The sequence below is a fragment of the Brucella tritici genome (assembly GCF_902825325.1).
GTDB lineage: Bacteria > Pseudomonadota > Alphaproteobacteria > Rhizobiales > Rhizobiaceae > Brucella.
This window is the reverse complement of the sequence record NZ_CADEAR010000029.1, coordinates 1-18,453: the sequence shown is the minus strand read 5'-3', so window position 1 is coordinate 18,453 and position 18,453 is coordinate 1. Positions and strand designations below refer to the sequence as shown.

Sequence of the window (18,453 nt, the reverse complement as noted above, 5' to 3'; positions counted from 1 at the left end):
CCAAACCGAACTGACCGCAAGTTCATTGTTCGTTCGGGCTTAGCGTACGATTTATGACTGATCTTGTTCCGACCCCAATCTGGTTCATTTGTCTAAAGCTTCTCCCATGCGCTAGTATCTGGATGCCTGTTGTAACAGACTTTTATCGGGAGGATGCCACGCCAAACGTTATCGATAGCCGTCTCGTCAACGCTTTCCTTGATAATGCAAGCTTGTCGGAAACCGATCTTTTGCCGGATACAATCTCTGGTCAGATTGATGAGCGTCGTCGTAGGCAAGGTGGATTGTGGGTAGGGGGCAAGTGCGAACTGACAGCCGCCACTTTGAGTTTCCGCCCAAACGACATGAACCGGGCATTGCATACTCGTCCTGACGAGTTGAGTGTTGAAATACATTTGGAGGACATTGTCGGGATTTCAGTTCAACGCAGACTGATTACAGACGCCATAACCGTCAGATTTGCTACCGAGGTACTGAAAATCCGATGCTTTAGGGCCAAATCCTTTACGGCGGCAATCGAGGCCGCGCGACTGGCCATCCATGAACAGGCCGTCAGAACGGAGCAGAGACAGCCCAATCGGTAGAAACACGAATAGGAAGACCAGACCGGAACAGTGCTCACAAGAGTGCCCCCTCCCCTTGTTGACAAAAGAAAAGCCGTTGAGTTTCTGAAACACCCACCAATGCGGAGATGGCATTCATCAATTTGCGGTCAAAACGCAGGCCATTACCTATGCTCTCGAAGCAATAACCGATGAAAGCCTTCCTGAGGATTTTCAGGTACAGGGAAAGTATGGCAAGGGGAGCGGTGGTCTTTTCGTTGGCGAGTAGAAAACGGACGGATGCCATGGCATTATCGCGGCTATGACAGATGAACCCAATTTGCACTTTAGCGGCTTTTCGCTTTGGATAGAAGGACGCCAGTTCTCGGATGTGTTGGACTTCTGGGATGGGAATTGGCTGATGGTTCGCGCGCGCATGGAGGCTAACGGCGCACATGTCGAATGTGCAGGGCCAATCCTGATGACTATGGACATCAGGAAATTCCGCGATCAGCTAGATGTAATGGCGACTTCTTTGGCAGGCGAAGCCACACTCAAGGGCTTGGAACCGGAAATTAATGTCGTTCTGACAATGCAGAAGTTAGGACATGTTGAAGCGGTGATTGAAATTACTGCTGATCACATCAATCAATATCATCGTTTCATCGTGGAGGGAGACCAGTCCTACCTGCCCGGACTTATCCGTTCATGCGATGCCATTCTCTGCAAGTTTCCTGTCATCGGAAAGGAGAGTCTCTGATCGAAATGCAACCAGCCAGTTTAACTATTACGAACTAAAACGGCCGGGTTGAGAGGGAAAACGGTCAGTCGGCTTGCAGGCAGGGAGGGCAGAAGCGGCATGTAGTGCCGCAAAAATCTGCCGTGCAAGTCGGACTTTCACATCCAACTATCGCGACAGAAGTTCCCGTGAGAATTCAAAGTTAGCGCGTCCCGAGGCAAACTTCAGGATTTCCGAGACAAGTTAGCCGCAACCGCGCAGAGTTCTGCGATCATGCAGTGAGAAATCCATCCGATAGCAGGATCAAACAACTAATTTTGCGGCGAACGGAGCAGGCAGAACTCTTCGCCCCGGAATCGAAGTGCAACATAGCTGCATTGGTTCATGTGATCGATCAAACAGGCTTGCTCCGGCGTTGCCATTTCTTCCATCGTGCAGCGCTCTTCCGCACATGTCTGACTATAGATCTGACCGGTGGGAACATACGCCACAAAAAGCGAGGTCTTCGGTCCCTTCGGGTTGAGGGTTTCATATGCGGCTGTTAACCTCTCGAAAGCCGCAACATCTTCACCCACAGGGTCGCGGTCGATCCCCATCTCGCCAACCTCGCCGACCATTTTCATGTAGCGCAGATGTTCTGATTGAGAACATACTAGTCGATCAGCCTTTGCAGGGATCGAATACGCCAAGACAATGGCACTGAGGATAACCGCCAACTTCCGTATCATTTCGCGTTCCGTCTGTGCTTGAGGGTCGTATAAAGTTTTTGGTTTTGCTGTCAATTTCCTGTCTCTCTTGACGAGTCAACCAAAAAAACCTGCGACAACTCCAGCCATCCTAGTGTCCATTGCAAGGAAAGTCATTCATAACAACAAAAGTCGCAATGAGGTCCAAAAGCCGACAGTGTCGAACGCACAAAAGAGCGATAGGAATCTAGCGTAAAGCTGCCGGCCATTTCGGCAACAAAGCACATAAAATAAGGCTACATGGGGTCGTTTGCGGGAGGGGGCGGAATCTTACGCTCTCATGAGCGATTTAGGTTTTCCAGACGCATTTAAACTACCCCGGGCAGAACAACTCGATACGATTGCCGCCGTTTTGCCGATGAACCGGCGCGACATGCTGGCCGGCATTTTGACCGATGAGGATGTCGAGACACTGCGCCATCTGGTCAATGAAGGCATGGGTGAAAACACGCTGCGCGCGCTGACCTCGGATCTGGCCTATCTTGAAGCCTGGTCGATGGCCGTAACCGGTAGCCCGCTCCCCTTCCCGGCGCCGGAAGCCCTGTTGCTGAAATTCATCGCCCATCATTTATGGCGGCCACAGCAACGCGAGATCGAACCCGACCACGGCATGCCGTCCGCTGTGGAAGAGGAATTGCGCCAACAAGGCTTTTTGCGTGTGTCCGGACCGCATGCGCCAGCAACGGTGCGCCGGCGTCTGGCCAACTGGTCGACGCTGACCCGCTGGCGCGGTCTGGAGGGTGCGTTTTCATCGCCTTCCGTCAAATCGGCCATCCGGCTTGCGGTACGCGCCCTGAACCGGCCGCGCAACCGCAAGAGTGCCAATACCATTACCGGCGATATTCTGGGCAAGCTGCTGGCAACCTGTTCCGGCGAGGATCTCGCCGCGCTCCGCGACCGGGCTATCCTGATGGTGGCCTTTGCCTCTGGCGGGCGCCGGCGCAGCGAAGTTGCCAGCTTGCGCGTAGAACAGCTTGTCAAACAGCCCCCTGTCACCGATGAGGACGGTTCCCCCCTCCCCTCGCTCGGCATCCATCTTGGTCGCACCAAAACCAGTGGTACCGATCAGGACGAAACCGTCTATCTGACCGGCCGTCCTGTCGAAGCCCTCACCCGCTGGCTGGAAGCAGCAAAAATCGACAAGGGCAGCGTGTTTCGAAAAGTTGATCGATGGGGCAATGTTTCAACGCGCGCGCTGGAACCAAGTGCCATCAACGCGATCGTCAAGAAGCGCGCTGAGATGGCTGGCCTCGACGCGAGAGAATTCTCGGCACACGGCTTACGTTCAGGCTATCTCACAGAAGCCGCTAATCGTGGCATTCCGCTCCCCGAAGCGATGGAACAATCACGCCATCGCTCCGTGCAGCAGGCGTCCGATTATTACAACAATGCCAAACGGCGTAGCGGACGAGCATCGCGGCTGCTTTAATAGTCCGGAACAGACATATATCGAGAAGCCGGTGTGCTAAGGTACCGCCGTAAGCCTCATCATCTCAATGACGTCCCCATTCAACGAGCTTCCATAATCTTGGTGTGATCGGACTTAGTTAACCGGTCAAGCCATCTGGTGTCGGGTGTCTGATTTTCAATTGCAGTAAAGAACACCTGCATCTGACATGTTATAATAAGTGGTGTCGCAAATGCACGCATCATCGCCCCTGCTGCGATAATCAAGTACATCATTATGATGCCGCTAGAAATCGAAAGCCCCTGAAAATAGACAACCACGATCGATACGGCCAGCGCAGCTCCATAGAAAAGAACGGAAAGGAGCAGGTGGATGATCGTCAAGGCGAAAGCGTTGCTCATCAAGGCTTTGATATTCCGCGCGTAATGGGCCGCGCCTTCACGAGCGGCATCCTGAGGCGCTTTTTCGTGAGCTCGCAGGATGTAGGCAAGGACAAGTTCATCGGCCAGTCCGAAGACAATACTGAAATACGATTGCACGATATGGCCCAGGCTTGATCCGCTGCTACCAAAGCTGCTGAAGCCACGAGTGACGAAGCGGGAGACGACACCAATGAGGGATTTTATTGCCTGACCCACGGCGAAGAGCGTCATGCTAGCCAGAATATGCTGGCGAACAATAGCAACGCCTGTTTCCAGCTGTCGGGATGGCTCTATGACCGAGCCGTGTATCAACTCCGCGAGAATGGCGATATGCGCTGCCTTCAGCAGATAGAACACGTATTCCTGCAGGATATAAGCGATAGACATGAACACAGACAAGCCCACGAGTGCACCAACAAATCCACTCGTATATGCCGCATTCTCGCCAGAGGGCGCACCAATAAGAAAGCCCACCCAAGCACACGTTGCAATGGTCGCCAGGGCAATGGTGGCCGATGTCATGCTTATTATGAAGCGCAGCAAAATGAAGGGCCAGGTTTGCAAAACCAATCTGACCCCATGTCCAGAATGAAAGCTCCACATGGAAGGTTCTATCTGAGCTTCAACTCGACCCGGCGGTTCTGTGATTTTCCATCTTCCGTATCGTTGGATGCGATTGGTTCGCCCAGCCCCTTGCCTGAGGATGTCAAGCGGCTTCTTTCCATATCGAAATCTTCGACCAGAGCACGCACCACCGAGGCCGCGCGTCGTCTCGACAAGTCGAGGTTGTAGTCGCGTCCGCCATCGGAATCCGTATGACCAACGATTTCAAGTTTTATCGACGCATCCTCGCGCATCATCATCGCGATCTCGTGTATCTGGTCGCGTGAGTTCGGCAACAGAATGTCGCTGTTTACGTCGAAGAGCAGATTATTGAGCGATACGGATTTGTTCTTCTTCAATTCCGATGCGAGCAACGATGCACCCGTGATCGATGGTGCGTCGCCGGTTATGATGCTCTTGGTGATGGCCATGACGCCCTTGGCTGGTGTGTCGGCAAGCGAAACAGCGACATGCACGGTATTGATCCCACCATCCTCGCGCGTCAGATAGGTATAGCGTGCGCCGCCGGTTTGGAAATAGTTGCGTACGATACTCATATTGTTCTTGTCCAGCGCTGGCATATTGCCAGGCTTGTCCAGCAGAAGTCCCAGCGATACGCCGGGTTCTGATCTTCCATTTGTGAAACAGGTGCCTTTTTCCGTCGCGCACGAGAAAGCGATCGTAAAACCCTCTTCTTTTGCCTTTGCCTCGAATTCACGCTGGATCTGTAGGGCGCTTATACCGGGATTGAACCGGTAATATGCATAGACGACCTTGCCCTCGACAAGCTTCCAGTTCTCTCCTTTGGTTGCTTCACCGGACAAATCCGAAACCGGACCGGTAATGAGCCATGTTTCATCATAATCGACTATGCGCGGAGAATTGGCTTCTTCGCTTGCGATATTGAAAAAGTCCAGCACGCCTGGAACGTCCTTGACGTATTCCGGCCCGCAATAAGCCTTTCCCGATATGCCGATGAGCATGATAGCGATGATGATCCGTTTCATGTCAGTTCTTCCGCAAAAGTAAGGTTCCACGAAGCGTTAGAGATACGGCGACAGGCACTGGCGACGCGGTCCACGGTTGGGCTGGAAGCTGTTGTCGGCCATCCTGTAGGAACGATACTGGCCAAAGCACCATTGAATATGCTCATTGTTGTAATAGGGTGGATCGGCATAGACCGGCTGCGGTTGTGGCGCGGTCATGCTGCCGATCAAGGTTCCTGCGCTGAACGCCGCGAGCGGATACCACCAGCCGTCCGAGTGACGACGATAGCCGGGACGGGGTTTACGGTAGCGGTCATGACCGTTGTAATGGTTCGGCATAGGCGTCGGTTTGCGAGCAATATCCGGGTATTGCTTGTGCGGCGGCTGGATTTGATTTCCAGCCCATTGTCCCGGTTTGACAGGAGGCTGGCGATGTTTCGGCGGAAGGAGCGGTTTGACGGTTTGAACTCTCGGTTTGCCCACATGAGGCCTGATATAGCGCGGTTGATCCTGAGTGAACTTCGGCATTTCGTGTCGGCAGGCGTTCGGTCCTGCCGGTGTACAATGTCGCTGCAGATTAATCTGCTGTGCCTGGGAAAAATCGATATCTGCCAGAAAACCGGTTGCAAAACCTGCCACTATCAGCAGGCCAGTCATGTTCATCCGTCCCATGAATATCCCCCATTCTTGATTTGCTGTTGAAATGTGGCACGCTCGCAAACAAAGGACATCCACCAAATGGTGGAGACGATGCTATATTCTTTTGCATTGGGTTCGGGGTACACCTGGGGAGGTGGGGCGCGAATGATTTCGCAGGAAAGACTGTCGGCGTTGATTGGTGAGATTTACGATTGCGCCATCGACGCCGCTCTATGGCCCCAAACCATGGAAAGCATCTGCCGGGAACTCGATCTGAGGACGGGTGTGATAAGTGTTATCTCACTGGAGGACGGACAGCCACTGCTTTCAGCCACAACCGGATTTGAGGAGCAATGGCTCGACAAAGTTTCCTTTTATGGCGAAGAACTGGTGGATATGTGGGGCGGGGAAGAAGTCATCAGTTCCCTGCCCATCGATGAGCCGGCGGTTTTGTCACGCGTCAACCCTGACGCCATCGCGCCGCAGTCCAGCCATCCCTTTCATATCGAATTCAATCAGCCGCAAGGTTTTGTCGATGCGATTGCGGTTGGCCTGACACGTGATCATTTGTCAGTGGGATCGATGGGCTTCAACCGCCATGAAGATCATGGCCTTGTCGGACCGCGTGAGATCGAGATCATTCGTCTGCTGTTACCGCATCTGCAAAGGGCCGCGACCATCGGTCGTGTCCTGGAAAAGCATGCTACTGCTGTTACGGGGTTCCGGTCGGTTCTTGACAGTCTGGTACAGCCGATCGTTCTGGTAGGTGCTGATCTGACAGTCAGTTATGAAAATGAGGCTGCCGTTCGACTGGCTGATCGCGACGGTCATTATTGTATACACGATGGACGGTTGGTGCTCACCGCACCATCGGCGCAAAAGGCGCTCGAATTCGCCATTCGCGGAAGCCGGGCACCGGCTGGCGATCCTTTCGGCATACCACTGGGCAGCGATGGAAATCTGCGCAGTCTGCATGTGCTGCCGCTAGAAAAGGGGACGAACCAGCGTGGTGAGAGCGCCGATTACGCGCTTTTGCTCACGCCTCTGACCGTTTCGGCTGAAGACGCGGGAAAAGCTGTGGCCGCGCTCTTCGGCCTTACGGACGCTGAGCGCCGAATATTCGAGGCAATCGCAGATGGTCTGACGGTAAACGAAACAGCCGCAAGGTTTGCGATCGGTACCAGCACCGTCCGGACGCATCTGTTGCGCATATATGATAAGACGGGATTGCATCGTCAGGCTGAACTGATCCTGCTCGCTCGGCAGTATACGCCAACGCTAGCCGGTAGAGATTTCTAGGTTCAAAAGCCCGGAATTGAAGGAGACTACCCTACGAGGCCAGTTTGATAATCACCCTTGGATCGAGCAGTCGCCATCATTGCGGGAGTGCCATATTGCGCTGCAGACAAATGACGCAGAGAAGGCTGTCGCCGGAGACAGTGGCCTTCCCTTCTGACGGCACTCTTCTTGGAGGAGCCATAATCAGCAGTTTGGGCGATGTAGAAACCCTCCATCTGGCCTGATCGTCCTTACTTTCATTCAGTGCGTCATTGGAATGAGAGGTCCCCATTTTTGACCACCCATCAATACCAGGCGGCGCAGTGCTTCAAAGCCTTGAAATCACGTAATCTGCCGTCAAAATGTTTTGGCGCCTGGCAATTGAGATCACTTGCTGCAATCCTAGTCCTTTCATGAGACACGTATTATGACAGAGCATCACCGGGAGGTTGCCACGCTAAACGTTATCGACAGCCGCCTCGTCAACGTTTTCTTCGACAAAGCGACATTGTCGGAAGCCAATTCCTTGCCAGATACAACTTCGCGTCTGATCGATGGGCGTCGTCGTAAGCAGGGCGGATTATGGGTCGGGGGCAAGTGCCAGCTGACAGCGACTGCTTTGAGTTTCCGCCCGAACGACATGAACCGGGCATTACACGCCCGTCCTGACGAATTGAATGTTGAAGTACCGTTGGAGGACATCATCGGGATTTCAGTCGAGCGAAGATTGATTACAGATACCATAACCGTTCGACTTTCCACTGGGGTTCTGAAAATCCGGTGTTTCAAGGCCAAATCCTTCGCCGCATCGATCGAGGCAACACGGCTCGCTATGCGTTAATTGCTTCGATAACGATGGCCAGTTTGTCTTGCAGAACTGACCTGTCTTTATCCAACTTATCAAGATCGAAACCGCTGCATTGGCTATTTATAGAAAGCCTGGATTCAGTTCATACCAACGCTAGCGCCTTCATCTCGAAGCCGTTCCGTTCTTTGGCCGGATTCTCCCGAACGGATCCATAACCTTGAGCCGCTTTCCGGGCATGCCTCGATACTCGTCAATCAACGTTCGTCCTTGGCTATTTTCCGTGGTTACGCAAAAACCACGCAACACACCCTGCCCCGAATAACGCGCCGTCAATTGTCGAAACTCCGCGACATCAATTCCGTGTCGCGTACAAAGACGCGGTAGCCCCTCCTTATACAGCTTTATGGCGTCGCCCAAGGATTCACTGACTTTACTGCCAGACGTTTTTCCAGTGAGAAAATTGATTTCGATATAGCCCTCCGGCGAAGCTGCAGCCTCACCATATATGTCCATCGAATAGACCCCAACCAGCAACCCCACACCAGACCCCACCGAGTCTGCAACATTGTGCCCTATGGATCGCAAGATACCAAATTTGGCCATGTTACCCTTTCGGAAATTCATGCAAGTTTAACGACACCTGTTGTGGAATTGCAGCTGCCTCAGAGACCTCATCGGCCATTGCGTTTTACCGCCTGCATTCCGCCTCCCAACTCAGGTTCGGTCTCAATTTGTTCCCTTCGAACGGCACCACGGATATTATGCGATACCGAGAGAAGCGGATACGCAATCCTCTCCTTTGGATGCACTCAATTGAGTTTGCAAGTGGGAACGAACGCCGTGTTATAGTCATTATTCATTTTGCGTGCTTTTTCCGTCCGACGAGAAAAAACCTCCTCAACGCTATAGGACAATGCACGATCTACTTAGCAGATGATGTGGTCTTCCTCGGCTCGTTCTGGTCCATACGACGCTGGCAGATAAGGCCAACGAATAAAAACCTCCAACGCGATAGAGCATTCCGTTCGCGCAAGTCCATGATAAGCTGCATTATTCCTAACGAGGAGATATGAGAATGCGCTTGATGATGGGAATGCTGCTGGCGGGTGTCAGCATTTTGGGTGGGGCAAGTTTCGCGCAGGCCGAGGAAAGCGTGGAAGTCCTGCATTACTGGACTTCGGGCGGCGAAGCGGCCGCGCTTAATCTCCTGAAGGAAAACCTTCAAAAACAGGGTATCGGCTGGGTCGACATGCCGGTTGCCGGTGGTGCGGGCGAAGCCGCGATGACGACCTTGCGCGCTCGCGTGACGGCAGGCAATCCGCCAGCCGCCGTGCAGATGCAGGGTTTCGATATTCTGGATTGGGCACAGCAGGGCGTGCTCGGCAATCTGGATGAAGTTGCCGACAAGGAAGGCTGGGATAAGGTCATCCCGCCCGCAATCCAACACTTCTCGAAGTATGACGGCCACTGGATCGCTGCACCGGTCAATGTGCACTCCACCAATTGGGCCTGGTACAACAAGGCCGCGCTCGACAAGGCTGGCGGAAAAGTGCCGCAGAACTGGGATGAGCTTGTCGCTCTGCTCGACAAGTTCAAGGCGCAGGGGATCACGCCGATTGCCCATGGCGGCCAGCCCTGGCAGGAAGCGCTTATCTTCACCAGTGTCGTGATGTCGTTCGGGCCGGATTTTTACAAAAAGGCGCTGATCGATCTCGATCCTGAAGCCCTGAAGAGCGATACCATGAAGCAGGTCTTCGAGCGGATGGCGAAGCTGCGCACCTATGTGGACGACAATTTCTCGGGACGCGACTGGAATCTCGCCTCGGCCATGGTCATTGACGACAAGGCGGGCGTGCAGTTCATGGGCGACTGGGCCAAGGGCGAATTTACCAAGGCTGGAAAGAAGCCCGGTGCGGATTTCGTTTGCGGTCGTTTCCCGGGAACGGAAGGTTCCGTGGCCTTCAATGCCGATCAGTTTGCTGTCTTTGAAGTGGGTGAGGACAAGCGCAAGGCGCAGCTTGCGCTCGCAACCGCTGTGGAAGATGTCAATTTCCAGTCGGCCTTCAATGTGGTGAAAGGCTCGGCACCGGCGCGTACCGATGTGCCGACCACGGCATTCGACGAATGCGGACAGAAAGCGATCAAGGATCTGGCTGCTGCCGACAAGAGCGGATCGCTGCTCGGCTCCTTCTCGCAGTCGCACGCACAGCCGACCGCGATCAAGAATGCAATGTTCGACGTCATCACCCGCCAGTTCAACGGTCAGCTGACAGCGGATCAGGCGGTGGAAGAGCTCAGCTCCGCCATCGATATGGCGAAGTAAGGAAATATTCCACGCCGAAGCCATTTCAGCGATGCGCATAAAAAAGCCTCCCCCGAACATTTGGGGGAGGCTTTTCGTTAGATCGGCCTTTATGCCAGATCGAAACGGTCGGCGTTCATCACCTTAGTCCAGGCAGCAATGAAGTCCTTCACGAACTTCACTTGCGCTGCCATTCTGTAGCATACCGCACGTCTGTGTGGTCGCACGGGCAACCTAAGCCAGTGAAGCGTCGACCGACTGGTTATAACGACTCCAAGAAAACTGACCTAGCACCCGGCACGCTCTCAGTTTCCAATGCAGTTCTTGACTATTCATCAAAGCAACCCTCGGGCGATCATTAGACTGCAAATGTTGTCCGCGGACAACTTGTGCACTGACCTCAGCCTCTTCAATCATTTGGCTATGCGGGGACTCGTCCCTCAATGAAGACGTCAAATAGTTCGTCTTTTTCAGTTGTCCGCGGACAACAACCCCGCCATGGTTAATCGTTTGTAAAATGTTTACGAATCGGGCTTACTGTGAACTTCGCAGTTAACGTTGATTTTAAATCAATTGCGAAGTTGAAGGGCCTCAAATGTTAATAAGTCATAACTTGATGGATCAACAAGAACACCTTCCGACACTGTTGTCGGCAGATTCGCTAGAATTGTCGCGGCAACTCCAGCTCCATCAGCAGAAAATATTCCCTCCGACATCGCAGAAAACTATTCGTCAGTTTTCACCATCTGAGGCTGCTGCATATATTGGCATCGGAGAGGGTTACCTGAGACAGGTAGCATCGGATGGCCATGGCCCAGAACCTTTGCCAAATGGCCGACGTATGTATTCGCCGGACGACATGGATCGGATTCGTAGATCATTAGATGAGAAGAACGGGGCGCCTAAATATGTCCCTACGCGAAGAGCTAATGAAAAGCTCCAAGTGTTAGCGGTAATGAATTTTAAGGGTGGGTCAGCGAAGACCACCACATCTGCGCACCTCGCCCAGTTTCTCGCGTTACGTGGATATCGCGTGCTTGCGATCGATCTTGATCCCCAGGCGTCGCTATCGGCACTTTTCGGACATCAACCTGAACTGGACGTTGGTGAGAGCGAAACACTTTACGGTGCTATTCGATACGAAGCACCCCGCAACATTACTGAGATCGTGCGTGCTACGTATACGCCTAATCTCCACGTCATTCCAGGCAACCTGGAACTTATGGAATTCGAACATGAAACACCAAAAGCCATTACCACGGGACGTGCCGAAAGCATGTTCTTCGCTCGAATAGGTGAAGTTATCGCCGATATAGAGAGCCTTTATGACGTTGTCGTTATCGATTGCCCTCCTCAGTTGGGCTTTTTAACGATGTCCGCCCTGTGTGCAGCTACAGGTGTGTTAATAACTGTTCATCCACAAATGCTCGATGTCATGTCTATGAGCCAGTTTCTGGCGATGACGAGTGAACTCATGGCGGTCGTGGAACGGGCCGGCGGCCGAACAAGCTACGATTGGATGCGTTATCTCGTAACTCGTTACGAACCTAATGACGGCCCCCAAAGTCAGATGACAGGATTTATGAGGGCTATTTTTGGTAATCGGATGCTTCAGAATGCTATGTTGAAGTCCACAGCGATTTCAGATGCTGGCGTAACCAAGCAGACACTCTACGAGGTGGAACGTTCACAATTCATTCGTGGCACGTATGACCGCGCAATGGATTCACTGAACGCTGTGAATGGGGAGATCGAATTGCTTTTGAGAGCCACGTGGGGGAGGAAGTAATCGATGGCGCGTAAGAATCTTATCGGCGTATCATTGGATACTGCCGCAACGTCCCCACAGACACCTGATTCTGATATTACGAAGTCCAGGCCGCTGGCGGGTTTCATACCATCTGCACGGAGTGCTCCGGTGGGTGGAATTACTAAATCTTTGACGAACATCACACAAAAAGTCGAACGCGTCGATGAACTTGAAAGGCAGCTTTCGGAAGGACAAGTAGTTGTAGAGCTAGAACCCAGCTTGATTGACGGATCTTTCGTCTCGGATCGGCTCGAGATCGATCAAACTAAACTTTCCGAACTAGTAGCGCAAATTCGTGAAAACGGTCAGCTCGTCCCGATACTTGCAAGGCCTAATCCTGCAAATCAAGATCGCTATCAGGTAGCGTTTGGGCACCGACGTTTAGCAGCGGCAAAAATTCTAGGGAGGAAAGTCCGCGCAATCGTCCGCGATTTGACAGATGAGCAGCTCGTTATCAATCAAGGTCAAGAGAATAATGCTCGTACAAATCTCTCATATATTGAACGGGCTTTGTTCGCTAAACGCTTGGAGACAAAGGGATTTGCAAGAGATGTCATAATGTCATCTCTTGCAGTCGACAAAGCCGCTTTGTCAAAAATGTTATCCGTCGTAAAGCAGATTTCCGTTGAGGTAATCGAGTTGATTGGTGCCGCCCCTGAAATCGGCAGAAGGCGTTGGATGGAGTTTGGCGATCTGATTTCTTCCGAAAACTCTGATTGCCTTGTTCGAGAGTTGTCCGCGGACAACATAAGGTCTTTGGAAAGCAATGAGCGTTTCCAAAAAGCCTGCGAGTATCTGGCAGCGCCCAAATCTTTAGCTCCGAAGAAGACAAGTACCGGCACCAGCACTAATCGTTGGGCTTCGAATGATGGTTCATTAAATCTCCTGATGAACCATCGCGCGAAAAAAGTAGCTATCGAACTTACGAATAGAAATGCAAACGGTTTTGCAGAATGGCTAGCTAGCAGAATGGACTCGCTTTACGACGAATTTAGCCAATCAAATATCAATAAGAACGGAGAATAACACGCAAAAGAAAAAGGCCCCCAAAACGTTGCCGTATGGAAGCCTCTCTCGATCTTTAGCAAGTCTGAGAATCGCATTTCCATGAATCAGTGTCAAGAGTCATAAGCGTCATTTTGGCGGGTGGATTTCTTTTGCCTTTCGAAAGGTGAGAGGAAATGCAAATTTTGGAGACTATCACGTCCACACTGTGTGGACGAATGAAGACGTTTACCCAAAATCCTGAACTACAGAAAAAGCAGGGGAGGGGCGTAAACCGCTGGGTAATCTACAAGCAGCTCTGTGTGGCCAAATCGGCACTCGAACTCAATGATCGTTGTCTGGCCGTACTCAGCTCGCTTTTGTCATTTCTGCCTGAGGATGAGCTGAATGAGAAAAGCGGCCTCGTCGTTTTTCCGTCCAATCGCCAGCTTTCACTCCGGGCCCATGGTATGCCAGAGTCCACGCTTCGCCGACATCTCGCATTCCTGGTCGAAGCGAGGATCATTGAACGCAAGGATAGTCCGACACGTAAGCGCTATGCTCACAAGGACAGGGAAGGGCAGGTCGAGCTTGCTTTTGGATTTTCCTTCGCACCATTGCTTGATCGAGCGTCAGAAATTGCCGCTACTGCAGAGAAAATTCTCGCCGATCAGAAAGCATTGAAGCGCCTTCGCGACGAAGTATCGGTCTTGCGAAGGGATATCGCGTCGACTTTTGCCGAAGCGGCCGAAGAAACTGGCAAGCTTAATGAGAGTCTGGAAGAAGTGTTCGTTCGCTTCCGTGAGGTCGTTGACGCAATTCCTCGCCGCGCATCTCCCGTCCAACTGGCTACAGTCACAGCTAATCTTGATGCCATTCGTGGTGAATTGGATAACGCATTGAAAACAAAAGGTATTGTACCGGAATTGAGCGGCAGCGTCGCTCAGTATGAGCGGCAGCATACTGAATCCCTGACAGAATCCCTTTTTGAGATTCAAAAAGGCAAGATGATTGATTTGAAGGTGCCTTCTTCGGAAAGCTCTGATGCTGTGAACCTCGAAAGAGAAGAGCAGGTACGGGTTTCTCCTTCAATCTCTCTCGACCAGGTGCTTCGAACATGCCCGGATATCCGCGAATACGGGATAAAGGGGATTGGTACATGGCGAGAACTTCTTGATGCGTCACGAATTGTTTCCGGATTTCTCGGCATCAGTCGCTCGGCCTATCAAGAAGCTGTCCATTTCATGGGGGCAGAATCCGCATCGACGGCCATCGCTTGGATTCTCCAGAAACTGGCCTCGATCAATTCGCCAGGCGGATATTTGCGATCTCTGATAGAGAAGGCGAGGGGAGGGACTTTTTCAATCAGCCAGCTACTGTTTTCAGGAATGAAAGCACACGGAAATCTGGTTGCGGGATAATTATGGATCTGTGCCAACAAAAAGATAATGTAGAGCGTAATAACCCGTGTCAGTAAGAAGGCGAGAACCTTACAATTACAAGGACGTGGAGATCCGCAGCGCATACCACCGCTGGCTGGATGATCCAGCAACACGCTCCGAAGTTCATGTTTGTGGCACGAATATTCTCAGCTGTCTCAAACAGTTGCCACCACGTTAAAGAAGGATCGATTGATGCTCAGGTTAATCTACGGCGTAGTTCTAATGGCATCGTTTTGCGGAGTAGCTGGAGCTGAGGATGTTGGCGGTGTCGCCTTTGAAAACAAGCTGGCCGAGTGTGTGACGGTCACAGGCGAGAGCGCTGTTTTAAAAGCAAATGCCATAACGGTGAAAGCCCATTTTCGATTGAATAGGCCAATTGGTGACTGCGGATGCTTCTCGGCTCGGGCGATCTACACAAGCAGCGTCACTATAGATCGTGTGCAAGAAATGCTGCAGCAAGGCATTATTCCAATCAACAAGGATGCAGTGAAGACGCTCGTTCTTGCGAGCGAGGAAAGTTTGGTTGGCAACCGGAAAATAAACGTCCAATTGACTTGCGCAAGACCCACATAGCCAATTGATGGGAGCTCTTGCTTACCGAAGTACGATGACAATCAGCTTTCATTCTGTGGAAGCTACCTTGACTCCGGGTTTGACGATTATCGCGATAATTTTCTGACTGGATTCTCCCGTTTTGACCTTTAATATTAATCTCCACCTGTCGTGAGTTGGTGCATTTGCGCCAGGCCGAACCAGTTGACGGCAATTTCGTTAGCGATAGCACACAGGGCTACGCCCACCTGGGCGACTAAAAGCGCTCCGTCCCCCACACGAACGGCCATTCCGCATGACGTCATATGGGCAATCACACGTGCCAAGATATGGAGACCGAACAGGTTGACCTGATTGCCGGCACCGCGCGATTTGCGGCAGGCGGCGGATTTTCGGCCAGGTATCGCTCGGAAATCCATCCCGTTCGATTGGCATAAGTGACGCTGAACCATCCGGAGCGGTAGTTCAGAACGTGCACCCTTTTACCTCTACCGATAACCATACTGACGCGTGCAGTTAACGACGCCTCGGTTCTCATGTTTACTTTGGCGGTCGAATAAAGCCATTTTCCAACGATTGGGTGCTGGCCAGCCGACGGCGGCGGCGGCTGGTTTGTCTGTCGTGAGTTTTAGCCTGCATGAAGCCTAAAGGCTGAGGAGCCTGCTCAGTTGCCCGAATTGTCTCCTGTGGTGGAATAGCGGCGGGTGGAGATACGGAGGCCGGCTCGTCATTCCCGAAAACTTTGGTGAGAATGAACAGGGCAATTGCCCCAAATATCCAGTTGGTTGCCTTCGACAATTTTGGATCCCCAAATCCCTTAAAAGATCAAAGCAAAATCTTCGGGAGCTGTCGAGCTAAAGCCTCGTTTTCGGCCTTGAACCCCGCACTGTATCACGGTATGATACAACACTATTGACTGCCAGCTGTATCAGGATATGATACAAGCCGCAGGAGCAAGCCATGATCCGTTCTTACAAGGATGCCAGAACCGAAGCCGTTGCAGGCGGCAAAGCGCCAAACGGGTTTCCGGCAGATTTGATAAGAACAACTGTTCGTAAACTGACGATGATCGATAGTGCTTTAATTCTCGATGATCTTCGTTCTCCTCCCGGTAACAGGCTGGAAGCTCTGAAGGGGGACCGTAAAGGGCAGCACTCGATCCGCATCAATGATCAGTGGCGCATCTGTTTCGTTTGGACCGATGCTGGCGCTGGACAAATCGAAATTGTTGACTATCACTGAAAGGAAGAAGCCATGACCAGTATACTGCCCCCGGTCCATCCCGGCGAAATCCTTCGGGAAGAATATCTCATCCCGCTCGGGATGAGTGCGGGCGCGCTTGCCAGGAATCTGAATGTCCCTCGCACTCGTATTGAGCGTCTGGCGACCGAACAGACCGCCGTTACACCTGATACTGCGCTGCGCCTTGCAAAGTTCTTCCGTACCACGCCCGAATTCTGGATGAATATGCAGTCAAGTTACGACCTTAAAACGGAGGCAGTAGCCATTCAGGATCAGCTCTCAGCTATCCATGAACTGAAAGCGGCCTGATGTACCATACATTTGATGCAGATCAGGCGCTTTTTTCAAGAAGGTTCCAATGTTTCACGCTAACGACGAAACTGCTAGGCATGAGACGCGAAAGGTTCTTTTGATAGCCTGTGGTTTCTTCTTGTCAGGGAAGGGGCCCCCATCGCTCCCTAGACTATTCGACTATATCCTGAAGGAGAAAACCAAGGGCTAAAGACTTTCTTTGAATTTGGTAGGGAAGCCGCAAACGCAGTTGCGCCGAACTGTCCCTTTGCCGGGCCAGTGTGTCTGATCTGATTTGGCTGTCTGAACTCTGCCATGACGCGCAGGTTCTGGCTGCTTTTTTAGAGTAGCGGTCCAGATTCACTGTGGTCGTGCTTAGGTTAATGTAACGGTCCCTGAATGAAAAATAGAACTTTCATAGCGGTCGTCATCGCGATTGCACTTGCCGGAATTAATGTCCCCGTGTGGGCTGACGGTTTTAAAATCCGCGAGCTCACGCCCATCAAGCAGGAGCTCTGGTCAATTTTCGATGCCTCTGCGTATCATGCGGAAGAACCGACTAACTTTCGGATGTCCTGCTGCGGAACAGATGACGATCAACATTTGATGATCGCTATCGATCGCCATGTCGACGAGCAGGGACAGGAAAACAGAACCGACGAAGGTTATCTCAAAGAGTTGGACGTCAGTTCCGAAGAAATCGGGTTTAAAATCGAGAAAATCGATGTCTCCCCTGCAGTTGGACGACTTATCCGCCTCCCGAATGTTGGTGGCTTGAAGGGGGTGAATATTTTTGTCGTGGAGGGCGGAGACAGGCTCACAATCCAGTCTGTCGCGCCGACCGAGGAGACCGCTGAGAACAATGCACGGAAGGCCTTGGAAATAGCAAAAAAGCACGTCATTGGACGATGACCCGGTCAATGGGTTAAGCGCATTATTCAATTGTCTTCTGTTAAGTTTCAGCCCAGCGGTCCGTACCAAGATTTCATAGATAAAAAACTAAAATCAAACGCAATGTCATCCTTCGCTTGAGCAATCACAGTGCTTGCAAACGATAGGCAGCTGCGAAAGCGGATAGGTCGTCGTGTATTTCAGTTACATTGCCGGCAGATCGCAGTTCGATGCGATCATCAGTGTGGGTGCAAACATCAATGATTGCCTCACCGAGGACGAATGCGTCAAAGGAAGCGTTAAGTAGCTGGCCGCCCCCTTCATTCAGGGCTTGTATCGCTTTGTAGAGTGCCTCGGCCTGAGCGGGATCCAAAATCATGATGTGACTCCATCTTGGTATTGGCAGTCAGCATAATCCTGCCCGTGACGCTTGGTGGTCGTCATGCACTAATCCAGACCAAAAGTTGTGCGGAATGGTAATCCTCACTCTTGGCCTTATTAGAACGCCCTTGGAAGGAGAGACCAAAGGCTTCAAATTTTCATCATCGAAAGGCGAACAGATGACTTACACGTGGCAAGTCATCTGTTTTGACAGCACCCTGGTGCAGATGCTGCGGAGCAATTCGCCTCAAGTTCGCCCCAGACGTCTACGCAACTCTTCATTCTCAGCACGCAGCTTTGCAGCAAGTTCCTGAACCGCGCCGGGTTTGCCGGAGGCTCCAACTCGTGAGAAAGTGGAGCCGATATGAGCAAGACGACCAACAAATT

Annotated in this window: 23 protein-coding genes; 14 read left to right on the top strand and 9 right to left on the bottom strand. The window is 52.0% G+C overall.

Features of this window, described 5'->3' with window-relative positions:
* The first annotated feature begins 53 nt into the window (after positions 1-53).
* The gene (locus tag HWX93_RS21265; protein ID WP_176038651.1) at positions 54-584 is read left to right on the top strand and encodes a hypothetical protein; all 531 of its coding nucleotides are present in this window, start codon (positions 54-56) and stop codon (positions 582-584) included.
* A 34-nt stretch (positions 585-618) separates the two neighbouring features.
* Here HWX93_RS21265 and HWX93_RS21260 read toward each other — a convergent pair whose 3' ends face one another.
* Positions 619-849 carry a hypothetical protein gene (locus tag HWX93_RS21260; protein WP_176038650.1) on the bottom strand — a complete coding sequence of 77 codons (231 nt, stop codon included), beginning with the start codon at positions 847-849 and terminating at the stop codon, positions 619-621.
* Between the two features lie 15 nt (positions 850-864).
* On the opposite strand from HWX93_RS21260, the gene HWX93_RS21255 reads away from it, so the two are divergent.
* Positions 865-1,302: a hypothetical protein gene (locus tag HWX93_RS21255; protein WP_176038649.1), complete on the top strand. Its 438-nt coding sequence runs from the start codon at positions 865-867 to the stop codon at positions 1,300-1,302.
* Positions 1,303-1,592: 290 nt separating this feature from the next.
* On the opposite strand, the gene HWX93_RS21250 is transcribed toward HWX93_RS21255, so the two are convergent.
* Positions 1,593-2,063: a hypothetical protein gene (locus HWX93_RS21250; protein ID WP_146206502.1), complete on the bottom strand. Its 471-nt coding sequence runs from the start codon at positions 2,061-2,063 to the stop codon at positions 1,593-1,595.
* Positions 2,064-2,307: 244 nt separating this feature from the next.
* On the opposite strand from HWX93_RS21250, the gene HWX93_RS21245 reads away from it, so the two are divergent.
* Positions 2,308-3,456 carry a site-specific integrase gene (locus tag HWX93_RS21245; RefSeq protein WP_176038648.1) on the top strand — a complete coding sequence of 383 codons (1,149 nt, stop codon included), beginning with the start codon at positions 2,308-2,310 and terminating at the stop codon, positions 3,454-3,456.
* Between the two features lie 80 nt (positions 3,457-3,536).
* Here HWX93_RS21245 and HWX93_RS21240 read toward each other — a convergent pair whose 3' ends face one another.
* Genes HWX93_RS21240 through HWX93_RS21230 form a run of 3 tightly spaced genes read right to left on the bottom strand, consistent with a single transcriptional unit; the run spans position 3,537 to position 6,103 of the window.
* Entirely contained in the window at positions 3,537-4,427 is an 891-nt protein-coding gene (locus HWX93_RS21240; RefSeq protein WP_176038647.1) for a hypothetical protein, read from the bottom strand.
* A gap of 41 nt (positions 4,428-4,468) precedes the next feature.
* Positions 4,469-5,467: an OmpA family protein gene (locus HWX93_RS21235; RefSeq protein WP_151664121.1), complete on the bottom strand. Its 999-nt coding sequence runs from the start codon at positions 5,465-5,467 to the stop codon at positions 4,469-4,471.
* Between the two features lie 36 nt (positions 5,468-5,503).
* Complete coding sequence (locus HWX93_RS21230; protein WP_235969174.1) at positions 5,504-6,103, bottom strand: BA14K family protein; 600 nt, start codon at positions 6,101-6,103, stop codon at positions 5,504-5,506.
* 147 nt (positions 6,104-6,250) lie between these two features.
* Between HWX93_RS21230 and HWX93_RS21225 the strand changes: the two genes are divergently transcribed.
* Both HWX93_RS21225 and HWX93_RS21220 read left to right on the top strand, forming a co-directional pair.
* Positions 6,251-7,384, top strand: coding sequence for a helix-turn-helix transcriptional regulator (locus HWX93_RS21225; protein WP_176038646.1), 1,134 nt, complete (start codon positions 6,251-6,253; stop codon positions 7,382-7,384).
* A gap of 406 nt (positions 7,385-7,790) precedes the next feature.
* Complete coding sequence (locus HWX93_RS21220; protein ID WP_151664123.1) at positions 7,791-8,204, top strand: hypothetical protein; 414 nt, start codon at positions 7,791-7,793, stop codon at positions 8,202-8,204.
* 129 nt (positions 8,205-8,333) lie between these two features.
* Here the strand turns inward: HWX93_RS21220 and HWX93_RS21215 are convergent, their stop codons facing one another.
* Positions 8,334-8,774, bottom strand: coding sequence for a hypothetical protein (locus tag HWX93_RS21215; protein WP_151664124.1), 441 nt, complete (start codon positions 8,772-8,774; stop codon positions 8,334-8,336).
* Positions 8,775-9,246: 472 nt separating this feature from the next.
* Between HWX93_RS21215 and HWX93_RS21210 the strand changes: the two genes are divergently transcribed.
* From HWX93_RS21210 to HWX93_RS21185, 6 genes are all read left to right on the top strand, one after another.
* A complete protein-coding gene (locus HWX93_RS21210; RefSeq protein WP_151664125.1) occupies positions 9,247-10,494 on the top strand; it encodes an ABC transporter substrate-binding protein in 1,248 nt (415 codons plus the stop codon).
* Between the two features lie 574 nt (positions 10,495-11,068).
* Entirely contained in the window at positions 11,069-12,262 is a 1,194-nt protein-coding gene (gene repA, locus HWX93_RS21205; protein WP_176038645.1) for a plasmid partitioning protein RepA, read from the top strand.
* A gap of 3 nt (positions 12,263-12,265) precedes the next feature.
* The gene (repB, locus tag HWX93_RS21200; RefSeq protein WP_176038644.1) at positions 12,266-13,309 is read left to right on the top strand and encodes a plasmid partitioning protein RepB; all 1,044 of its coding nucleotides are present in this window, start codon (positions 12,266-12,268) and stop codon (positions 13,307-13,309) included.
* Positions 13,310-13,506: 197 nt separating this feature from the next.
* Positions 13,507-14,688 carry a plasmid replication protein RepC gene (gene repC, locus HWX93_RS21195; RefSeq protein WP_235969173.1) on the top strand — a complete coding sequence of 394 codons (1,182 nt, stop codon included), beginning with the start codon at positions 13,507-13,509 and terminating at the stop codon, positions 14,686-14,688.
* A 46-nt stretch (positions 14,689-14,734) separates the two neighbouring features.
* Positions 14,735-14,887 (top strand): DUF5086 family protein, encoded by a 153-nt coding sequence (locus tag HWX93_RS21190; RefSeq protein ID WP_176038642.1) that lies wholly within the window; start codon positions 14,735-14,737, stop codon positions 14,885-14,887.
* Between the two features lie 14 nt (positions 14,888-14,901).
* Positions 14,902-15,282 carry a DUF2195 family protein gene (locus HWX93_RS21185; RefSeq protein WP_176038641.1) on the top strand — a complete coding sequence of 127 codons (381 nt, stop codon included), beginning with the start codon at positions 14,902-14,904 and terminating at the stop codon, positions 15,280-15,282.
* A 292-nt stretch (positions 15,283-15,574) separates the two neighbouring features.
* Here the strand turns inward: HWX93_RS21185 and HWX93_RS23085 are convergent, their stop codons facing one another.
* Positions 15,575-15,763 carry an SH3 domain-containing protein gene (locus HWX93_RS23085; protein WP_235969175.1) on the bottom strand — a complete coding sequence of 63 codons (189 nt, stop codon included), beginning with the start codon at positions 15,761-15,763 and terminating at the stop codon, positions 15,575-15,577.
* A gap of 38 nt (positions 15,764-15,801) precedes the next feature.
* Entirely contained in the window at positions 15,802-16,059 is a 258-nt protein-coding gene (locus HWX93_RS23080) for a hypothetical protein (RefSeq protein ID WP_235969172.1), read from the bottom strand.
* Positions 16,060-16,221: 162 nt separating this feature from the next.
* Between HWX93_RS23080 and HWX93_RS21175 the strand changes: the two genes are divergently transcribed.
* The 3 genes from HWX93_RS21175 to HWX93_RS21165 all read left to right on the top strand — a co-directional run bounded on the left by HWX93_RS21175 (position 16,222) and on the right by HWX93_RS21165 (position 17,706).
* Positions 16,222-16,503, top strand: coding sequence for a type II toxin-antitoxin system RelE/ParE family toxin (locus HWX93_RS21175; protein ID WP_176038640.1), 282 nt, complete (start codon positions 16,222-16,224; stop codon positions 16,501-16,503).
* Positions 16,504-16,515: 12 nt separating this feature from the next.
* Positions 16,516-16,812, top strand: coding sequence for a HigA family addiction module antitoxin (locus HWX93_RS21170; RefSeq protein WP_176038639.1), 297 nt, complete (start codon positions 16,516-16,518; stop codon positions 16,810-16,812).
* A 381-nt stretch (positions 16,813-17,193) separates the two neighbouring features.
* Positions 17,194-17,706 (top strand): hypothetical protein, encoded by a 513-nt coding sequence (locus HWX93_RS21165; RefSeq protein ID WP_176038638.1) that lies wholly within the window; start codon positions 17,194-17,196, stop codon positions 17,704-17,706.
* A gap of 124 nt (positions 17,707-17,830) precedes the next feature.
* Here the strand turns inward: HWX93_RS21165 and HWX93_RS21160 are convergent, their stop codons facing one another.
* Positions 17,831-18,064, bottom strand: a complete 234-nt coding sequence (locus tag HWX93_RS21160) for a hypothetical protein (RefSeq protein WP_235969171.1) — start codon at positions 18,062-18,064, stop codon at positions 17,831-17,833.
* Between the last annotated feature and the right edge of the window lie 389 nt (positions 18,065-18,453).